The sequence below is a fragment of the Pseudomonas sp. 9Ag genome, from assembly GCF_902506445.1.
Lineage (GTDB): Bacteria > Pseudomonadota > Gammaproteobacteria > Pseudomonadales > Pseudomonadaceae > Stutzerimonas > Stutzerimonas stutzeri_AB.
Window position 1 is genome coordinate 4,075,383 of sequence record NZ_LR733836.1, and the last position, 15,315, is coordinate 4,090,697.

12 protein-coding genes are annotated in these 15,315 nt (G+C 62.9%); 7 read left to right on the forward strand and 5 right to left on the reverse strand.

Annotated elements, in window-relative coordinates; all coding sequences use genetic code 11:
- Positions 1–37: 37 nt before the first annotated feature.
- Positions 38–184 carry a hypothetical protein gene (locus ALTERO38_RS18620; protein ID WP_159969287.1) on the reverse strand — a complete coding sequence of 49 codons (147 nt, stop codon included), beginning with the start codon at positions 182–184 and terminating at the stop codon, positions 38–40.
- Positions 185–444: 260 nt separating this feature from the next.
- Here ALTERO38_RS18620 and ALTERO38_RS18625 point away from each other — a divergent pair, with 260 nt between their 5' ends.
- The 3 genes from ALTERO38_RS18625 to ALTERO38_RS18635 all read left to right on the forward strand — a co-directional run bounded on the left by ALTERO38_RS18625 (position 445) and on the right by ALTERO38_RS18635 (position 4,672).
- A complete protein-coding gene (locus ALTERO38_RS18625) occupies positions 445–1,020 on the forward strand; it encodes an antibiotic biosynthesis monooxygenase (protein WP_159969288.1) in 576 nt (191 codons plus the stop codon).
- Between the two features lie 213 nt (positions 1,021–1,233).
- On the forward strand, positions 1,234–2,313 hold the full coding sequence (locus ALTERO38_RS18630; RefSeq protein WP_372239431.1) for a PotD/PotF family extracellular solute-binding protein: 1,080 nt from the start codon (positions 1,234–1,236) through the stop codon (positions 2,311–2,313).
- The gene (locus ALTERO38_RS18635; RefSeq protein ID WP_159969290.1) at positions 2,300–4,672 is read left to right on the forward strand and encodes a bifunctional diguanylate cyclase/phosphodiesterase; all 2,373 of its coding nucleotides are present in this window, start codon (positions 2,300–2,302) and stop codon (positions 4,670–4,672) included. The genes ALTERO38_RS18630 and ALTERO38_RS18635 overlap by 14 nt, the downstream gene beginning before the upstream one ends.
- A 96-nt stretch (positions 4,673–4,768) precedes the next feature.
- On the opposite strand, the gene ALTERO38_RS18640 is transcribed toward ALTERO38_RS18635, so the two are convergent.
- A complete protein-coding gene (locus ALTERO38_RS18640; protein ID WP_102837840.1) occupies positions 4,769–6,166 on the reverse strand; it encodes a sigma-54 dependent transcriptional regulator in 1,398 nt (465 codons plus the stop codon).
- Positions 6,159–7,646: an ATP-binding protein gene (locus tag ALTERO38_RS18645; RefSeq protein WP_159969291.1), complete on the reverse strand. Its 1,488-nt coding sequence runs from the start codon at positions 7,644–7,646 to the stop codon at positions 6,159–6,161. The genes ALTERO38_RS18640 and ALTERO38_RS18645 overlap by 8 nt, the downstream gene beginning before the upstream one ends.
- A 151-nt stretch (positions 7,647–7,797) precedes the next feature.
- Between ALTERO38_RS18645 and ALTERO38_RS18650 the strand changes: the two genes are divergently transcribed.
- Positions 7,798–8,190 carry a DUF4168 domain-containing protein gene (locus ALTERO38_RS18650; RefSeq protein WP_148923983.1) on the forward strand — a complete coding sequence of 131 codons (393 nt, stop codon included), beginning with the start codon at positions 7,798–7,800 and terminating at the stop codon, positions 8,188–8,190.
- Positions 8,191–8,258: 68 nt separating this feature from the next.
- Here ALTERO38_RS18650 and ALTERO38_RS18655 read toward each other — a convergent pair whose 3' ends face one another.
- Entirely contained in the window at positions 8,259–8,717 is a 459-nt protein-coding gene (locus ALTERO38_RS18655) for a DUF1456 family protein (RefSeq protein WP_148923984.1), read from the reverse strand.
- Positions 8,718–8,989: 272 nt separating this feature from the next.
- On the opposite strand from ALTERO38_RS18655, the gene ALTERO38_RS18660 reads away from it, so the two are divergent.
- The 3 genes from ALTERO38_RS18660 (at position 8,990) to ALTERO38_RS18670 (ending at position 14,559) form a co-directional block, all read left to right on the forward strand.
- Positions 8,990–9,721: a carbonic anhydrase gene (locus tag ALTERO38_RS18660; RefSeq protein ID WP_148923985.1), complete on the forward strand. Its 732-nt coding sequence runs from the start codon at positions 8,990–8,992 to the stop codon at positions 9,719–9,721.
- 168 nt (positions 9,722–9,889) lie between these two features.
- Positions 9,890–11,509, forward strand: coding sequence for an NAD(P)/FAD-dependent oxidoreductase (locus tag ALTERO38_RS18665; RefSeq protein ID WP_159969292.1), 1,620 nt, complete (start codon positions 9,890–9,892; stop codon positions 11,507–11,509).
- A 236-nt stretch (positions 11,510–11,745) separates the two neighbouring features.
- Positions 11,746–14,559 (forward strand): AsmA family protein, encoded by a 2,814-nt coding sequence (locus ALTERO38_RS18670; RefSeq protein WP_159969293.1) that lies wholly within the window; start codon positions 11,746–11,748, stop codon positions 14,557–14,559.
- Between the two features lie 25 nt (positions 14,560–14,584).
- Here ALTERO38_RS18670 and ALTERO38_RS18675 read toward each other — a convergent pair whose 3' ends face one another.
- Positions 14,585–15,313, reverse strand: a complete 729-nt coding sequence (locus ALTERO38_RS18675; RefSeq protein ID WP_159969294.1) for an ABC transporter substrate-binding protein — start codon at positions 15,311–15,313, stop codon at positions 14,585–14,587.
- Between the last annotated feature and the right edge of the window lie 2 nt (positions 15,314–15,315).

Sequence of the window (15,315 nt, forward strand, 5' to 3'; positions counted from 1 at the left end):
CGTCGGCGAGGGTTCGCGTTTCGCTGAGTGCAAGGATTCAGCCGAGCCGGAACCGCGCGATGTTCTGCGCCAGGCGGCGCGCGCCTTCAGCAAGCCGATTAGCCACACCGTCTCCGGCCTGTGCGCCGTCCAACAGGTGCAGCGCGGCTTGATTGAGCGCCTCGACGAGACCCGACACGCTCATTCTCTGCGCACCCAATACAGGCAATGCCCCATCCTGGCGCAAGTCATTGGCACCGCGCTGCGTTGCGGCGGATTGAATGGCGCCTTTTTCATACCTTTGCTCGTTGCCCCGCTCAACGGTTAGCCCGCAGCGCGAAGTAATGCTGGAGCTTCTCTGCAAACGGAATAGAATTCGCATCCCCCAAGGCGCAGCCCACCATCCCGGCGCTGCGTTTGCCGAATGCCCTACCCGGGTGGCCGGCCTGATGCTGGAGATACACGATGTCTACCGAACCCGTCACCCTGATGGTGGCCCGCCGCGTGCGCGATGGCCGTTATCACGATCTTCTCGCCTGGCTGCACGAAGGCGAACAGCTGGCCGCGGACTTTCCCGGCTACCTCGGCTCCGGCGTATTGGCCCCCCCGCCTGGCGACGATGAGTTTCAGATCGTCTTTCGCTTCGCCGACGAGCAGACCCTCGACTCCTGGGAGCATTCGGCTTCGCGTCGGGCTTGGCTGCAGCGTGGCAGTGAACTCTTTGGCCAGCCGCACGAGCAGCGCGCGCGTGGCATCGACGCCTGGTTTGGCGGTACTGACAGCCCGCCGCCGCCACGTTGGAAGCAGAGCATTGCGATTTGGCTGGCGTTCTTCCCGGTCTCGCTGCTGTTCAACCTGATGTTTGGCGGCGTGCTCGCCGAGCTGAGCCTGGTGATGCGGATATTGCTCAGCACCCTGGCGCTGACGCCGCTGATGACCTACCTGTTCATCCCGCTCTCCACGAGGCTGTTGGCACCCTGGCTGCAAAGCTCGCCACGGCCACGGGTAGTGTCCGCTAAACACCCGATCACTGCCCGCTGATCGGAACGATGGCGGCAACATGACAAACCTGTTGCCGTCATTCATCTGACGCCATTAAAGTGCCATCACTGCCTGTCGACAATATGACTGGGCGGTCGCGCCTGAGTGCGCCCGCCCGGCGCACCGCAGAGCACGAAATCCAGTCGAGGCGACCCGCAACAATAAGCGGTGCCACGACGGTTCGATAAGGACATGCCGCAGTGGATGGACAGCCTGATGAACAACCTGAAACCACTATTCCGAGCCCCGGCCGCCCTGCTGGCCCTGGCCTGCGTTCTGTTTCCGTCGACCGCCCCGCAAGCGGCTCAGACCCTGAACTTGCTCAATTGGGAGGAATATCTCAGCGAAGCGGTAATCGAACGCTGGGAAGCCGAAACCGGCGTGAAGATCGAACAGGTGTATTTCGACAGCGGTGACAAACGCGACGAAGTCCTGGCTAAACCAGACCATCTGATCGACATTGCCCTGACCGAGCGGATCAGCGCCTCGCGGTTCGGCCAGCGCGGGCTGCTTGATCGGGTCGATGAACAAGCGCTGCCCAATCTCAAGCACATTCCTAAGCGTTGGCGCGACAGCTGCGGCATGCACGGTATTCCCTACCTCTGGGGAACCCTGGGCATCGCCTACCGAGCTGACCGCCTGCCTGAGGCACCACAATCCTGGGCGGACCTGCTCGAGCCGGCCAACCGCAACGAGCCGCACATCATCATGATGGAGGATCACGAAGACATCCTCGCCGGTCCGCTGCTCTATCAACAGCGCTCCATCAACACCTCAGACACCGACGAACTGAAGGCAGCCTTCAGGTTGCTGCAGGCGCAATCGCCTGCGGTGCTGACCTACGAATACGTGATCACCTCGTTGCGCAGCCAGCGGTACCTCAACAAGGCCGACATGGCGCTGGCCTATAGCGGTGACCAGCAAGTGCTCAACGCCGTGGAAGGCATCGACGGCGAACCCTGGCAGTACATGGTGCCCAAGGAAGGCACGCTGCTATGGGTGGATTGCCTGTCCGTTCCGGCCAAGGGCGCGCAGAAAGCATTGGCCTATCGCTTCCTGAATTTTCTTAATAACCCGAAAGTTGCGGCGCTGAACAGCGCTGAGCTCGGCGTCGCCACCACCAACGCCGCCGCCAAGGCGCTGCTGCCTGAGGCGACACGCCAGGACCCGACCATCTACCCACCCGAAGCGGTGCTGCAGAACAGCCAGGTGTACGAGACGCGGCCGCTGAAAGCGACGCAGACCCGGCGCCGCATCATCAGCGCTCTGATCAACGCTCATGACGCTCGGTAAGCGCGCACTGCTGGTGATCTTTCCGGTCATCCTGATCGTCCAGCTGCTGGCCGCCACGACCGCCTATATGACCCAGCGCGCATCGCTGCTGGGTCTCGAACAGGCACGCCTGGCGCAACGGCTGTCGGCCCTGAAATCGGCTTATCTGGATTACCAAGCGTTCAATCGCAGCGCGCTTTACTCGATCACCGATAGCGAAGCGCTGCTGGCATTCCTGCGGGAATCGAACATCGCCTACCGCAACGAAACCCTCGGCCTGCGCATTCAACAGAGCATCCGCTCACTATCCAGTGCGCGCCTGTCGTTCGTCTCCTTTGCCATCGTCGAGCCGGATGGCGACGTCGCCTATTACTTCGAAAGCAGCCTGTCGCCGTTCGCCAGCATGAATGCCACCCAGCAGCGGATCGTGAGCGAGGCCAAGCAGGCCGCCAACACCGACGAAATGGTTTATGTAGAGAACGCTGAAGGCGGACCGCTGCTGCTGGCCACCGATTTCATCCTGCCGGCCTCGGCCACCCGCCCCTTGCCCAGCCAGCGCGAGGAGGCGTTCACCCTGCAACTGGCCGTGCGGCCGGAGCAGTTCATCGCTCTGAAGAACCAGCTCGAGGCCGACTACGATGCCGCGGTCGAGATCGCCCCGACGCTGGACGCTACGTCGTCACGCCTGTCCGCGGACGTCGAGCTGTCGGCATCGGTGCAGGCACGCCTGACGCCTCCGCCGCACTACCTCGCCGAGCGGCTGCGCAAGCTCAGCCTCGCCTTTCTCATCGGCGGTTCGCTGATCTGCCTGATCACCAGCGGGTTGTTGTTGCTGCTGATCCGCCGCTACGTCACCGACCCCATCAGCCACTTGGACAAACAGCTCACCGACCTGCTGCTGTGCAAGCGGACAGCGCTCGACGACCCCACCGACGGCGGAGAAATCGGCCGTCTGACGCTGAACATGAAGACGCTCCACGAGCGCAACACAGAAGCACTGCAGCGCATCCAGGAAATCTCCTGGACCGACAGCCTGACCCACATCAGCAACCGCGCCCACTTCGGCATCTTGGCTGCGGCCATGCATGCGAAGTGCGAGCAAGGCGGACAGCATCTGGCTCTGCTGTTTCTAGACCTGGACAACTTCAAACAGGTCAACGATCAACACGGCCATGATGCCGGTGATGCGCTGCTGCGGATCTTTGCCCTGCGTGCACAGCGCGCGCTTGAACGGCATTGCGAATCCCGTCCGGAGACCGAAACGGCCTTCGCCCGGCTCTCCGGTGACGAGTTCGCCGTCCTGCTGTTGTCCCCGGCCGCCAACGACAGTCTGACCGAACTTACTGACGCCTTGCTTGGCTTGTGCCGCGGCGGCTTCCGGGTGGACGACCGCCTTTATCAGGTCAGCGTCAGCATCGGCACCGCCCGCTATCCCGACGACGCCGCCTCGGTCACCCAGCTGCTGACGCGCGCCGACAGCGCGATGTATCAGGCCAAGGCCATGGGCAAGAACTTTGCCGTGGCGTTCTCGGCAGAGCTGGAGCAGCGCGATCAGCGCATCCGCCTGATCGAAGAACAGTTGCGCACCCTCAACGGCGACGACCAATTTCGTCTGGTGTACATGCCGGCGGTGGACCGTGAAGGTGCGGTGGTCAGCTGCGAGGCATTGCTGCGCTGGCATTCACCGCTGCTGGGGACGGTCTCGCCTGGCGAGTTCATTCCCATCGCCGAGCGCGCAGGCCTGTTCCCGAAGATCGACAGCTGGGTGATCGACCACGCGTTGGGCGGTTACCCGCAACTGGTCAGCCTGTTCGGCGAGGGCGTCATCCTGGCGATCAACGTATCGTCGGCGCAACTGGACGATGACCGCCTGTGCAGCTACCTGACTGAACGCGCCGCGCACCATGGTATCTGCACCAGCCTCATCGAAATCGAGCTCACCGAAACCTTCGCCGCTGAACTCAGCAGCAGCACCATGGCGGCGGTGAGTGCCATTAGGATGGCCGGGTTCCGTGTCGCCATCGACGATTTCGGGGTCGGCTACACCTCGATCCAGCAATTGCTCGAATACCCGGCCGATACCATCAAGCTGGACATGGCGATCATCGAGCGACTGACCCGCCCGGAGATGCAGCAAAGCCTCACCGCGATCGTCGCGTTTTGTCAGGCCCAGGGCAAACGGGTCAATGCCGAGGGTGTCGACAGCCTGGAAAAACAATCCGCGCTGCTGCAGGCCGGCTGCGACCTGTTCCAGGGCTACCTGATTTCGCCGCCGCGTACGGTAGCGGCGCTGGCAGAGTGGGTAGCGGTGCGTACTCGGTCGGAGACCGAGTTGCGTCTGGAACGGTTGCCGCCGCGCACGGCGGTGCAGCCCAGCTAACCGGTGCCTCACCGCGAGCGACTCGTTTCGGGCGCTTGCGGACGATTACTCTCAGCCGGCGCATTGTCTGCCTTTAAAAGGTCCGGCACTGCTGCATCAGCCATTGTCGTCCTGCTCCTTTTCGCCCAGGCGGCGGTACAGCGTTCGCCGGCCGATGCCGAGCAAGGCCGCAGCGCGGCGCTTGTTGCCCTCGACCCGCTCCAGCACGTGCTGGATGTAGCGCAATTCCAGCTCGTCGAGGGTCGGCAAGAGGGGGCCGTCGATCATCAAGCCGAGCAGTTCGTCAGCCTGGCGCTCTGGCGGGTTGTCCTGAAAATTGCCGATGCGTGCCGGCAGGTGCTCCAGTTCGATACTGCGGCCATGGCAGAAGGTCACCGCCCGCTCCATGGCGTTCTGCAGCTCGCGTACGTTGCCGGGAAAGGGATAGCGCCTGAGCTGCTCCAGCGCCGCGGGGGACAGGCCCCGCACCGGGCGACCGTCACGTGCGGCAAAATGCGCGACGAAGCCGGCGGCGAGCAGTTCGCGGTCTTCCTCGCGATCGCGAAGCGGCGGCACCTGCAGGATGAAGGTTTCCAGACGAAAGAACAGGTCCTCGCGAAAGGACTCCCGGCCGGCGGCAGTTTCCAGCGGCCGGTTGCTGGCAGCGATGATGCGCACATCCACGTTCAATTCGCGCTCGCCACCCACCGGCCGGATGGTGCCCTCCTGTAGCACACGCAGCAGCTTGGCCTGCAGCGGCAGCGGCATCTCACCAATCTCGTCGAGAAACAGAGTGCCGCCATCGGCCTGCTGAAACAGCCCCTTGTGGGCGCGGCTGGCTCCGGTGAAAGCACCTGCGGCATGACCAAAAAACTCACTTTCCAGCAGTTCGGCCGGCAGCCCGGCGCAGTTGATGGCGAGAAACGGGCGCCCGGCCCTTTCGCTTTCGGCGTGCACGGCGCGCGCCACCAGCTCTTTACCGGTGCCACTTTCGCCGATCACCAGGACCGGCCCGGCGGCACGGGCCAACTGGCGGATTTGATCGAACAGCCCGCGCATCACCCGGCTGCGCCCGAGCATGCCGTGGAAACGGTCGTCGCTGAGCAACTGCTGAAAGCGCCGCACCTCATCGCGCAGATGGCGTGTTTCCAGGGCGCGCGATACGGCGAGGCCGAGGTGGTCGAGGTCCAGCGGTTTGGTCAGGAATTCATCAGCGCCTTCCTTGAGCGCCGCCACCGCCTGCTGAATGCTGCCGAAGGCGGTGATCACCAGAAACGCGGGCGCCGCCTGCATCGACTTGACCCGTCGCAGCAGCGCCATGCCATCGGCACCTGGCAGGCGCAGATCGCTGAGCACCAGATCCGGCTCCCAACCCTCCAACAACGGCACCGCCTCCTCGGCGCTGGGCACGGCTCTTACGCTGAGTTCACGATCCTCCAGCTCCTCGACCAGCAGCTGACGCAGGCCATCGTCGTCTTCCACCACCAGCACCCGCTGCGGTGTGCTGTCATCCATTTGCATCGCCATCCTCCTCACCGGCCAGCGCCAACGAAATACGAAATGCCGCGCCACCGAGCGAGCTCTCGACCAGTTCGATCCGCCCGCCGCACTCAGCAACCACGCCGTGCGCCACGGCCAACCCGAGGCCGCTGCCCTGACCCACCGGCTTGGTGGTGAAAAACGGCTCGAACAAAGCCGCACGGTGCTGCTCGGCGACGCCAGGACCGTCATCCTCGACCTGGAACAACAGACAGCCCTCTTCCCGCCACCAGCGCAGCAACACCTGGCCGCCGGGGCTGGCCTGGGCGGCATTGCGCAGCAGATTGGTCAATGCCTGCTCGAAACGAGGCGGATCGACCTCGCAGAACAACGGCTCGGGCGCTGCCTCCAACTGCAGGGTTACGTTCAGGACGGCCAGCTCATCCGCCACCGCGGCAGCCGATGAGTGCGCCAGCACCTCAGCAGGCATGCGTCGAACAGGTCGCCCGGCGGCACGACCGAAGTCGAGAAGCTGGCGGACAATCTCGCTCAGGCGCTGTACCTGGCTGCGGATCTGTAGCAGCCCTTTGCGCTGGCCATCTTCCAGCGTCTCGCTACGCAGCACCCGTTGCGCTTTGCCATCGATCACGCTGAGCGGGCTGCCCAGCTCATGGGCAACGCCTGCCGCCAGCCGCCCCACGGCGGCGAGTTGCTGGGAGCGCCGCAAGCGTGCTTCGAGCTCCGCCTCGCGCGTTTTCTGTTCGGCCATGCGCTGCTCGGAATCGGCGATGCTGTCGAGCATCTGATTCAGCGCCCGGCCGAGCACCGCGATTTCCTGCGGGCCGCTGCGCGGGGCGCGGTGTTTACGATCACCGTCAGCGACACGAGCCATGCTCTGCGTCAGTTGCTGCAGATGGCGGCCTATGGCCGACCAGTGCCCGAGCAGGACGATGCAGACGGCCGCCAGCGCCAGCACCGCCGCCGATATCCCGGCGATGAACCTAAGCCTTCGGGTGTCACGTTCGAAGTCGTTCCAGCGGCGGGTCACCTGCAGCAGCCCGTTGATGCGACCACCGCTCTGCTCTAGCGGCAGAAAGTAGGAATACACCTCACGCCCACGGATGCGCTGATAGCCGCCGCGGCGTTTGCCGTCGGCAGTGAGCTCCTGAATCGAAGTCTGGTCCTGGTCGGGCTCGATGGCGCCGGCGAAGGCCACCAGCTCGCCCTGATCGTCGTAGAGGTAGGCACCGTAGACACGACCAACGCCGAGAACGGATTCCAGCACCTGCTGCGAGGTGCGTTCGTGTTTCTTCTCCAGACTGTCACTCAGCGGCAGCCGAACCGCCCGCGCCACCAGCTCGACCTCTTCCTGCAGACGCCGCTCGCTGTTGCGCTCGACCGTCCACAGCATCAGATAACTGAAGCCGAGCATGATCGCGACCAGGGGAATCACCACCTTCAACAACAGCGCGCCGCGCAGGGTTGAGGTTCTTTGCCAAACTGCTACATGTGCCATTTTGGCACCATACAGAGCACCTCTCAGCCCGTCGAGGCAAACGGGACGAGCGGTGAAACTGCCTGCGAATCAACAGGTTATCTATTTATCATTGAGCTGGCATGGCTGATGCAACGCCCTAATCGTCTTTTTCAGAACCAGGATCAAGCTCATGACCATGCTCAAATCTCGCGTCGTTTCTGCCAGCCTTCTAGCCCTGTTCATGGCTGCGGGCAGCTCTCAGGTGTTGGCGCAGCAGGCCAGCCAGCCGCAGGCGCCGCAGACCGCACCAGCCATGCAGACCTCGGAAATCAGCGATAAGAAACTGGAGAAATTCGCGGAGTCTCTCGATCAGATCATGGAGATCCGCCAGGACTTCACGGCCAAGCTGGAGAAAACCGGCGACCCGGCAGAAGCCCAGCAGCTGCAGCAGCAGGCCAACGAGAAAATGCTGGAGACGGTGCAAAACAATGAGCTGAGCATCGAGGAATACAACGCCATCAACCAGGCGGTACAGAACGACCCTCAGCTGCGTGACAAGGTCATTTCGATGATCCAGAGCTAAGACTCGTCAGCGTGACCAAAAGCCCCGCTCATCAAAGCGGGGCTTTTCCATGGGCGCTCGACAGGCGTTCAGTTGGCCCGCTGTGCCAGGCCCTTGAGGAAGTTACGCAGCAACTGATCGCCACAGACACGGTAGTTGCTGTGCCCGGCCTTGCGGAACAGCGCGTTGAGTTCCGGCTTGGAGACCGGGAAGTCGACCGACTGGAGGATCGCATGCATGTCGTCTTCCTTCAGCTCGAAGGCGACGCGCAGTTTCTTCAGCACCATGTTGTTGGTCACCGGCAGCTCGATAGGCGGCGTCGGCCGGCTTTCATCCTTGCCGCGCTTGTAGATCACAAGGCCATCGAGAAAGTGCGCCATGATCCGATCGGGACAGGGTTTGAAGCCGTCCTCGTCTTCTTTCTTCAGGTAGGCCACCGCTTCGCTGTCGGGAATCTCGCAACCCGTAAGCCGAGTGATCTCGGCGATCTTGGCGTCGTTGACGTTGAGGATGTAGCGCACGCTGCGCATCACATCGTTATTGATCATGGGTCGCTCCGACTTCAGAACCTAAACAAGGCCCGCATGGTGAAGTTCGTTAACCAGAAAGGGAAGCGAAAAGCTCGCCGGCCCAATAACTGCCACACCCCGTCGGATCAGGCGAACACGGCCGGGCTTTGATCGACAAAATAGAAAGCAGTGAAAAAGCTGCAGCACCTGCGCCCCGAAACCATTGCGGCCGTGGATACCAACAGCGGACGACATCGAATATTGCCAGGCCGAAGATGGCAGCGCAGATACCCGAGCCGAGGAGAATCGACATGAAAACAATCACCCCGTCATTGGCCACCCTGTTGTTCTGCACCAGCGCGCTCGCCGTCACCCCCGGCACGCAATGGGATTACTCAGGCGAAAAAGGGCCCGAGAACTGGGCGACGCTCACCCCTGAATTCAACACCTGCGCCGGCGAAAATCAGTCGCCTGTCAACTTGCAGGGCTTCGTGGAAGCGGAGTTGAAACCCTTGGCAGTCGACTACAAGGCCGGCGCCAGCGAGGTCGCTAACAACGGCCATACAGTGCAAGTGGCCTACGAGCCGGGCAGCACGCTCACGCTGGATGGCGAGACGTTCCAGCTCATCCAGTTTCACTTTCATATGCCCAGTGAAAACCACATCAAAGGCCAGTCGTATCCGCTGGAAGGCCATCTGGTGCATGCCGACGAAAACGGCAAGCTGGCGGTCGTGGCAGTGATGTTCAAGGAAGGCCAGCAAAACGCTGTACTCGCCGACCTCTGGAGCGCACCACCGACAGGCGGTACGAAACAGCCCGTGGCGCAACAGGTGAACATCCGCGACATGCTGCCAGCGGATCTGGATTACTACCGGTTCAATGGCTCGCTGACCACACCGCCCTGCTCGGAAGGGGTTCGCTGGCTGGTGCTCAAGCAGCCCATCGTCGCCTCAAGCGCGCAAATCCAAGCCCTGACCGAGGCCGTTGGGCATGCCAACAACCGCCCACTACAACCGGTGAACGCTCGGGTAATCCTGCAGTAGCTTCCCGCTTAGGCGACCGGCCATCGCGTCCGCGGCGGCCGGCCCGCCTCACTCGATCCTCGTTCATGACAGTCTGACCCGCCGCAGCTAAACTGCGCGCCGCGCGAGCCACCCGGTTTCGCTGCGTCGCCACCTCACCTCTGCCGGGGCCACCGGCCAGGACCTGTCATGATTCGCATCAACGAACTGCAACTGCCGCTCGACCATCCCGCCGAGGCCCTTCGCCACGCCATTGTGGCGCGGCTGGGAATCAGCGATACCGAGCTGCTCGACTTCACGGTGTTCAAGCGCAGCTACGACGCGCGCAAGAAGAACAGCGAGATCACCTTTGTCTACATCATCGATGCCAGCATGGCGGACGAGCCGAAGGTGCTGGCGCGCCTGGCCGATGACCGCAACATTCGTGTTTCGCCAGACACCGGCTACTACCCGGTCGGCCAGGCGCCAGAAGGGCTGAGCGAGCGCCCGCTGGTGATCGGCTTCGGCCCCTGCGGCCTGTTCGCCGCGCTGACGCTGGCGCAGATGGGCTTCCGCCCGATCGTGCTGGAGCGCGGCCGTGATGTGCGCAGCCGCACTAAGGACACCTGGGCCTTGTGGCGCAAGAAGGTGCTGAGCCCCGAGTCCAACGTGCAGTTCGGTGAAGGCGGCGCGGGGCTGTTCTCCGACGGCAAGCTCTACAGCCAGATCAAGGACCCGAAGTTCTACGGCCGCAAGGTGATGCACGAGTTCGTCCGCGCCGGCGCGCCGGAAGAAATCATGTTTGTCAGCAAGCCGCACATCGGCACCTTCCGCCTGACCGGCGTGGTTTCAACGATGCGCGAAGAGATCAAGGCGCTCGGCGGCGAGGTGCGTTTCGACAGCCGCGTGGTCGATTTCATCATCGAAGACGGGCGCATCCAGGGCGTGCGCATGGCCGATGGTGAAGAGTTGCGTAGCCGCTACGTGGTACTTGCGCTGGGTCACAGCTCCCGCGACACCTTCCGCATGCTCCACGAGCGCGGCGTCTATATTGAGGCCAAGCCCTTCGCCGTGGGCTTTCGCATTGAGCACCCGCAGTCGCTGATCGATAACGCGCGGCTGGGCAAGTATGCCGGCCACCCGGAACTGGGCGCGGCCGACTATAAGCTCGTCTACCACGCCAAGAATGGCCGCGCGGTCTACAGCTTCTGCATGTGCCCGGGCGGCACGGTGGTGGCGGCAACCTCCGAGCCGGAGCGCGTGGTGACCAACGGCATGAGTCAGTACTCGCGCAACGAGCGCAACGCCAATGCCGGTATCGTCGTGGGCATCAACCCGGACGAGGATTTCCCTGGCGGCCCGCTGGCCGGCGTCGAGCTGCAGGAACGGCTCGAGTCACGCGCCTTCGAGCTGGGCGGTCGGGATTACTGCGCGCCGGGGCAGCTGGTGGGCGATTTCATTCGCGGCAAGCCGTCGAGCGAATTTGGAGAGGTCGAGCCGTCCTACAAGCCCGGCGTTAAGCTGGGCGACCTGGCGCCCTCGCTGCCCGACTACGTGATCGAGGCCATCCGCGAAGCACTGCCGGCTTTCGGCAAGCAGATTCGCGGCTTCGACCGCGCCGATGCGGTGCTCACGGGCATCGAGACACGCACCTCTTCGCCGGTGCGGATCAAGCGCGACAACGAGTCCCTGCAAAGCATCAACACCCGCGGCCTGTATCCCGCCGGTGAAGGCGCTGGATATGCCGGGGGCATCCTCTCGGCAGGTGTGGACGGCATCAAGGTCGCCGAAGCGGTCGCCACGGCAATGCTGGCCGATCTGCAGAGCTGACACCATTCAGCACGGGCGACGGCGATGCCGTTCGTCCGTGCTCCGTTCTCTGTTGCCTGCCCATCAAACCCTTTCGCTGCGCGCGGCGGCGGCGCTAACGGCTGCGCGCAGCGAGACGGCACGGCAAATTTGCAGTGACCTTTTTCGGTCCGTGAGAGGTCGACACCTTTACACGGCTGCTCCCGATGCAGCTGACCCTCTCTAAAAGCGCGAGCGGACCGGATCAGGAGGCAAGGGTGGCGAAGGCAGCAAAAATCATTGGCATCGTGCTGGCGGCCCTGGTGCTGCTGGTGGTAATCGCGGCAGTACTGGTACAAACCCAGTGGGCCCGCGAAAAAATCGAAGCCCAACTGAGTCAACGTCTGGATGGGCGCGCCGTTGAGATCGGCAGCCTCGACGTCGATTGGGGCTTTCCGCTGGGGATCAGCGTTGGCGACGTACAGGTCGCTAATCCCGAGTGGGCCGAACACCCCTATATGCTCAAGCTTGACGCCATGCAGGCAGAAATCGATGTGGGCGCACTGTTGACGGGTAACCTCAGTCTGCAACTGCTTGAGCTCGACAATCCCGAGGTTCATCTCGCACGACAGGAAGACGGGCGCTCCAACTGGGCAGCCTTGACCGGCAGCGAAAGCGACAGCAGCGAGCCGCCCATCCAACCGGAGACGATCCGCATCCAGAACGGCCAGCTGACCTATCGCGACGCCAAACTGGACGCACAGGTAGAACTCGACATCGAGACGACCGATAACGGCCCGGGGCAGCGCCAGTTGTCTATCGAAGGCAACGGCAATGTGCAAGGCAAGCCACTGACCCTGAGCCTGACGGGCGAGCCCCCGTCTCAGGCATTGGCCAGCGGTGCTCCCTATGCGGTATCGCTCGATGCGCAACTGGGCAAGATTCAGGCAAGCTTCAAAGGTGAAGCCAAACAGCTTCCAGCGCTTGATGCCCTACAGGGCAAACTGACGGTGAGCGCGCCAGACTCAGCCGAACTGATGAGCTTCGACAGCCCAGCCATCGACGTGCCGGCCTTCGACTTCAACGCCCAGCTCAAGCGTGATGGGCAGCGTTGGGCGTTGCAGGACATGGACCTCAACACGGGCGAAAGTCACCTCGCCGGCTCGCTCGTCCTGGAGCGTGGCGATACGCCCGAACTGACCGCAAAACTGCAAGGCAACAGACTCGACCTCAACCGTTGGGGCGTGATGCGCTTGCTCGACTCCGCACCGAACGGCGCACAGTCGCAAGCCAAGGACAACGAGCAGTCGCTGCAACAAAGCGCTCAAAACCTGCTGCAGCCTTTGCGTCGCTATCGCGGTGAGCTCGACCTCAATCTGGAGGAGCTCCTGTATGGCGATGCCGCACTGAGCGACATCGTGCTCAAGGCCAATCTGGCCGAGCAGCAGTTGAAGATCGAACGCCTGCACGCAGCTCAAGGCGAAGGGACTGTTGATGCCAGCGGCTCGCTTGATCTGACCAAGAATTCGCTGAGCGGAACGGTCGATCTGATCGTTGAACAGCTGGACTTGGGCCGCGCCCTTGCACCCTTGGGCTATCCCAGGCTCGGTACGCTGGACGGGGAACTGCACACCCGGCTGGCGCAGAACTCTGCCCGTCTCAACGACACGCACCTGCGCTATGAAAACCCGACACGGGATCTGCGGGTCGAGGTCGACGCGACTTCCACCGACTCCGGCCTGCAACTGACGGGCGATGCCTGGCGCAACGACGTACCGCTGCAGTTCGAGATCGATGTCGGCGCGCTGGAGGAACTGTTCGTTGATCAACCCTACCCCGTCGAAGGCACGGTCAAGTCGCGCGAAAGTCGGCTGACCGTAAAGGGCACGGTCACCAATCCATTGCAGTTGGAAGCGGCGGATCTCGCGATTTCGCTTGAGGGGCCGAACCCGGCCAACCTCAATCCTCTGACCGGGTGGAGCCTGCCGTCACTGGCCGGCTATCAGCTGAACGGTCAGCTGCTGTGGGAGAACCAGCAACTGCGCCTGCAGGATCTGCGCGCCAACTGGGGCGATAGCGACGTGAGCGGCGACGTTCGCCTCAGCCTTAGTGGCCGCCCGATGCTCTGGGCCAACCTGCACTCCGACACCCTCGAGACCTCTGATTTGAAGGCGCCCGATACGCCAACAGACCCGAATGACGGCCAGGTATTTTCCAGCGAGCCGCTGGGATTGGATGCCCTTCGCGACCGCGATGCCATCATTCGCTACGAGGCCGATCAGGTACTCGCAGAAGCAATTCCGTTGAATGCTGTCGACTTCAAAGCCGAGCTGGACAACGGTGTCTTGGTTGCCGAACCCCTGACCCTATCGATAGGCAAAGGGAAAGCCAATGGCCGGCTGCGACTGGACGTTCGTCCGCAGCAACCCACGGGCGAGCTGCGCCTGGATATCACCAGCGTCAACCTCTCCCCGATTCTGCGCGAGGCCGACCTGTCCAAGGTCGCGCAAGACTCCGCAGGCACCATCGGTGGGCAGCTGGACGTCACGCTCGAGGGGCAGTCGCTGGGCGAGATGGCGGCCAACCTCGACGGCAAACTGGAACTCGCCATGTCCGGAGGCAAGCTCGACATGCTGGCGGTGGAGCTGCTTGGCCTGGATGCAGGCGAAGCGGCACTCGCTGCCCTAGCCGATTCGGATCAGGTGGATATGAACTGCACATACCTGCGCTTCGACTCAACTGCCGGCACCGCCAAACTGGAGCAGTTCTTTATCAGCACGGCCGACAGCAACATCACCGGCGGCGGCACCATCAAGCTCGACAGTGAACGACTGAATCTTGCGTTCGAAGCTCGCGCCAAGGACTTCAGCCTGCTGTCCGGCAACTCACCCGTAGAACTGCAGGGCACCCTGAGCGACCCGCAGGTCAGCGTTGTGACTGGCGAGCTAGCCGCCCGTGCCATTGCCAGTGTGGTCGGCGCACTGGTCGCGCCGCCGTTGGCCATCTTGCCGTGGCTGGAAGCGGGCCTCGGTGAGGGCTCCGGCATCGGCTGTCGCAAGGCGCTCAATGAATTCGAGCAGAGCGGTAACTGAACCCGCAGACGACAGGTAGCGACGGTCAACGCGAACCGCCCATGAGGCGAGCGAGCGTACCGTCTGCCTGCAGCGTTTCGAACGCGGCCTGCGTGCGCAGGACGGTGGCATCGTCGGTCTGACGGCTGAACGCCATATACAGCTGCGTCGAATTTCCGGGGGAGAGCGTGCGCTCGACCTCGCTAGGATCCAGGCCGGCCTCTTTGCACTGCGCAAGCATGTCTCGCTCGGGCATCGGTATCAGATCAACCTGACCATTGAGCAGGCGTTTGAAGTTGTCGCTGTTGTGCGCCGTCACCACGATCTTCTTGAAACCGTTGGCCTGCAGATACTGATGGCGCACATCGTCGCGCAACACACCGACCCGATAGGCTTTCGCTGCCTCCAGGTCGGGCACCTTGATATCGTCTCGCTCACGTAATTTGTAGAAGTGATAGTCGATGCGCATGATCTCCCCCACCCAGCGGAACAACGCCTCGCGCTCCGAGGTGCGCGCGATGAGGTAAATCAGCACGCCAGGCTCCTGCAGCGCCATGTCGTAGGCACGCGCCCATGGATACAGACCGATCTGGTAATCATCCAGCCCTGCACGCTGCAAGGTCGTCTCGACCACTTCGGTGGCCGCGCCACTGACCTTGCCCGCTTGCAGGTAGCTGTAGGCCGTCTCCTCGGTCACCACCCGCAACGGCCCGGCATGTGCGACCGCGCCAAGTAACCCCAGGGAAACAGCGATCCAGGCAATTGGGCGCATCATGC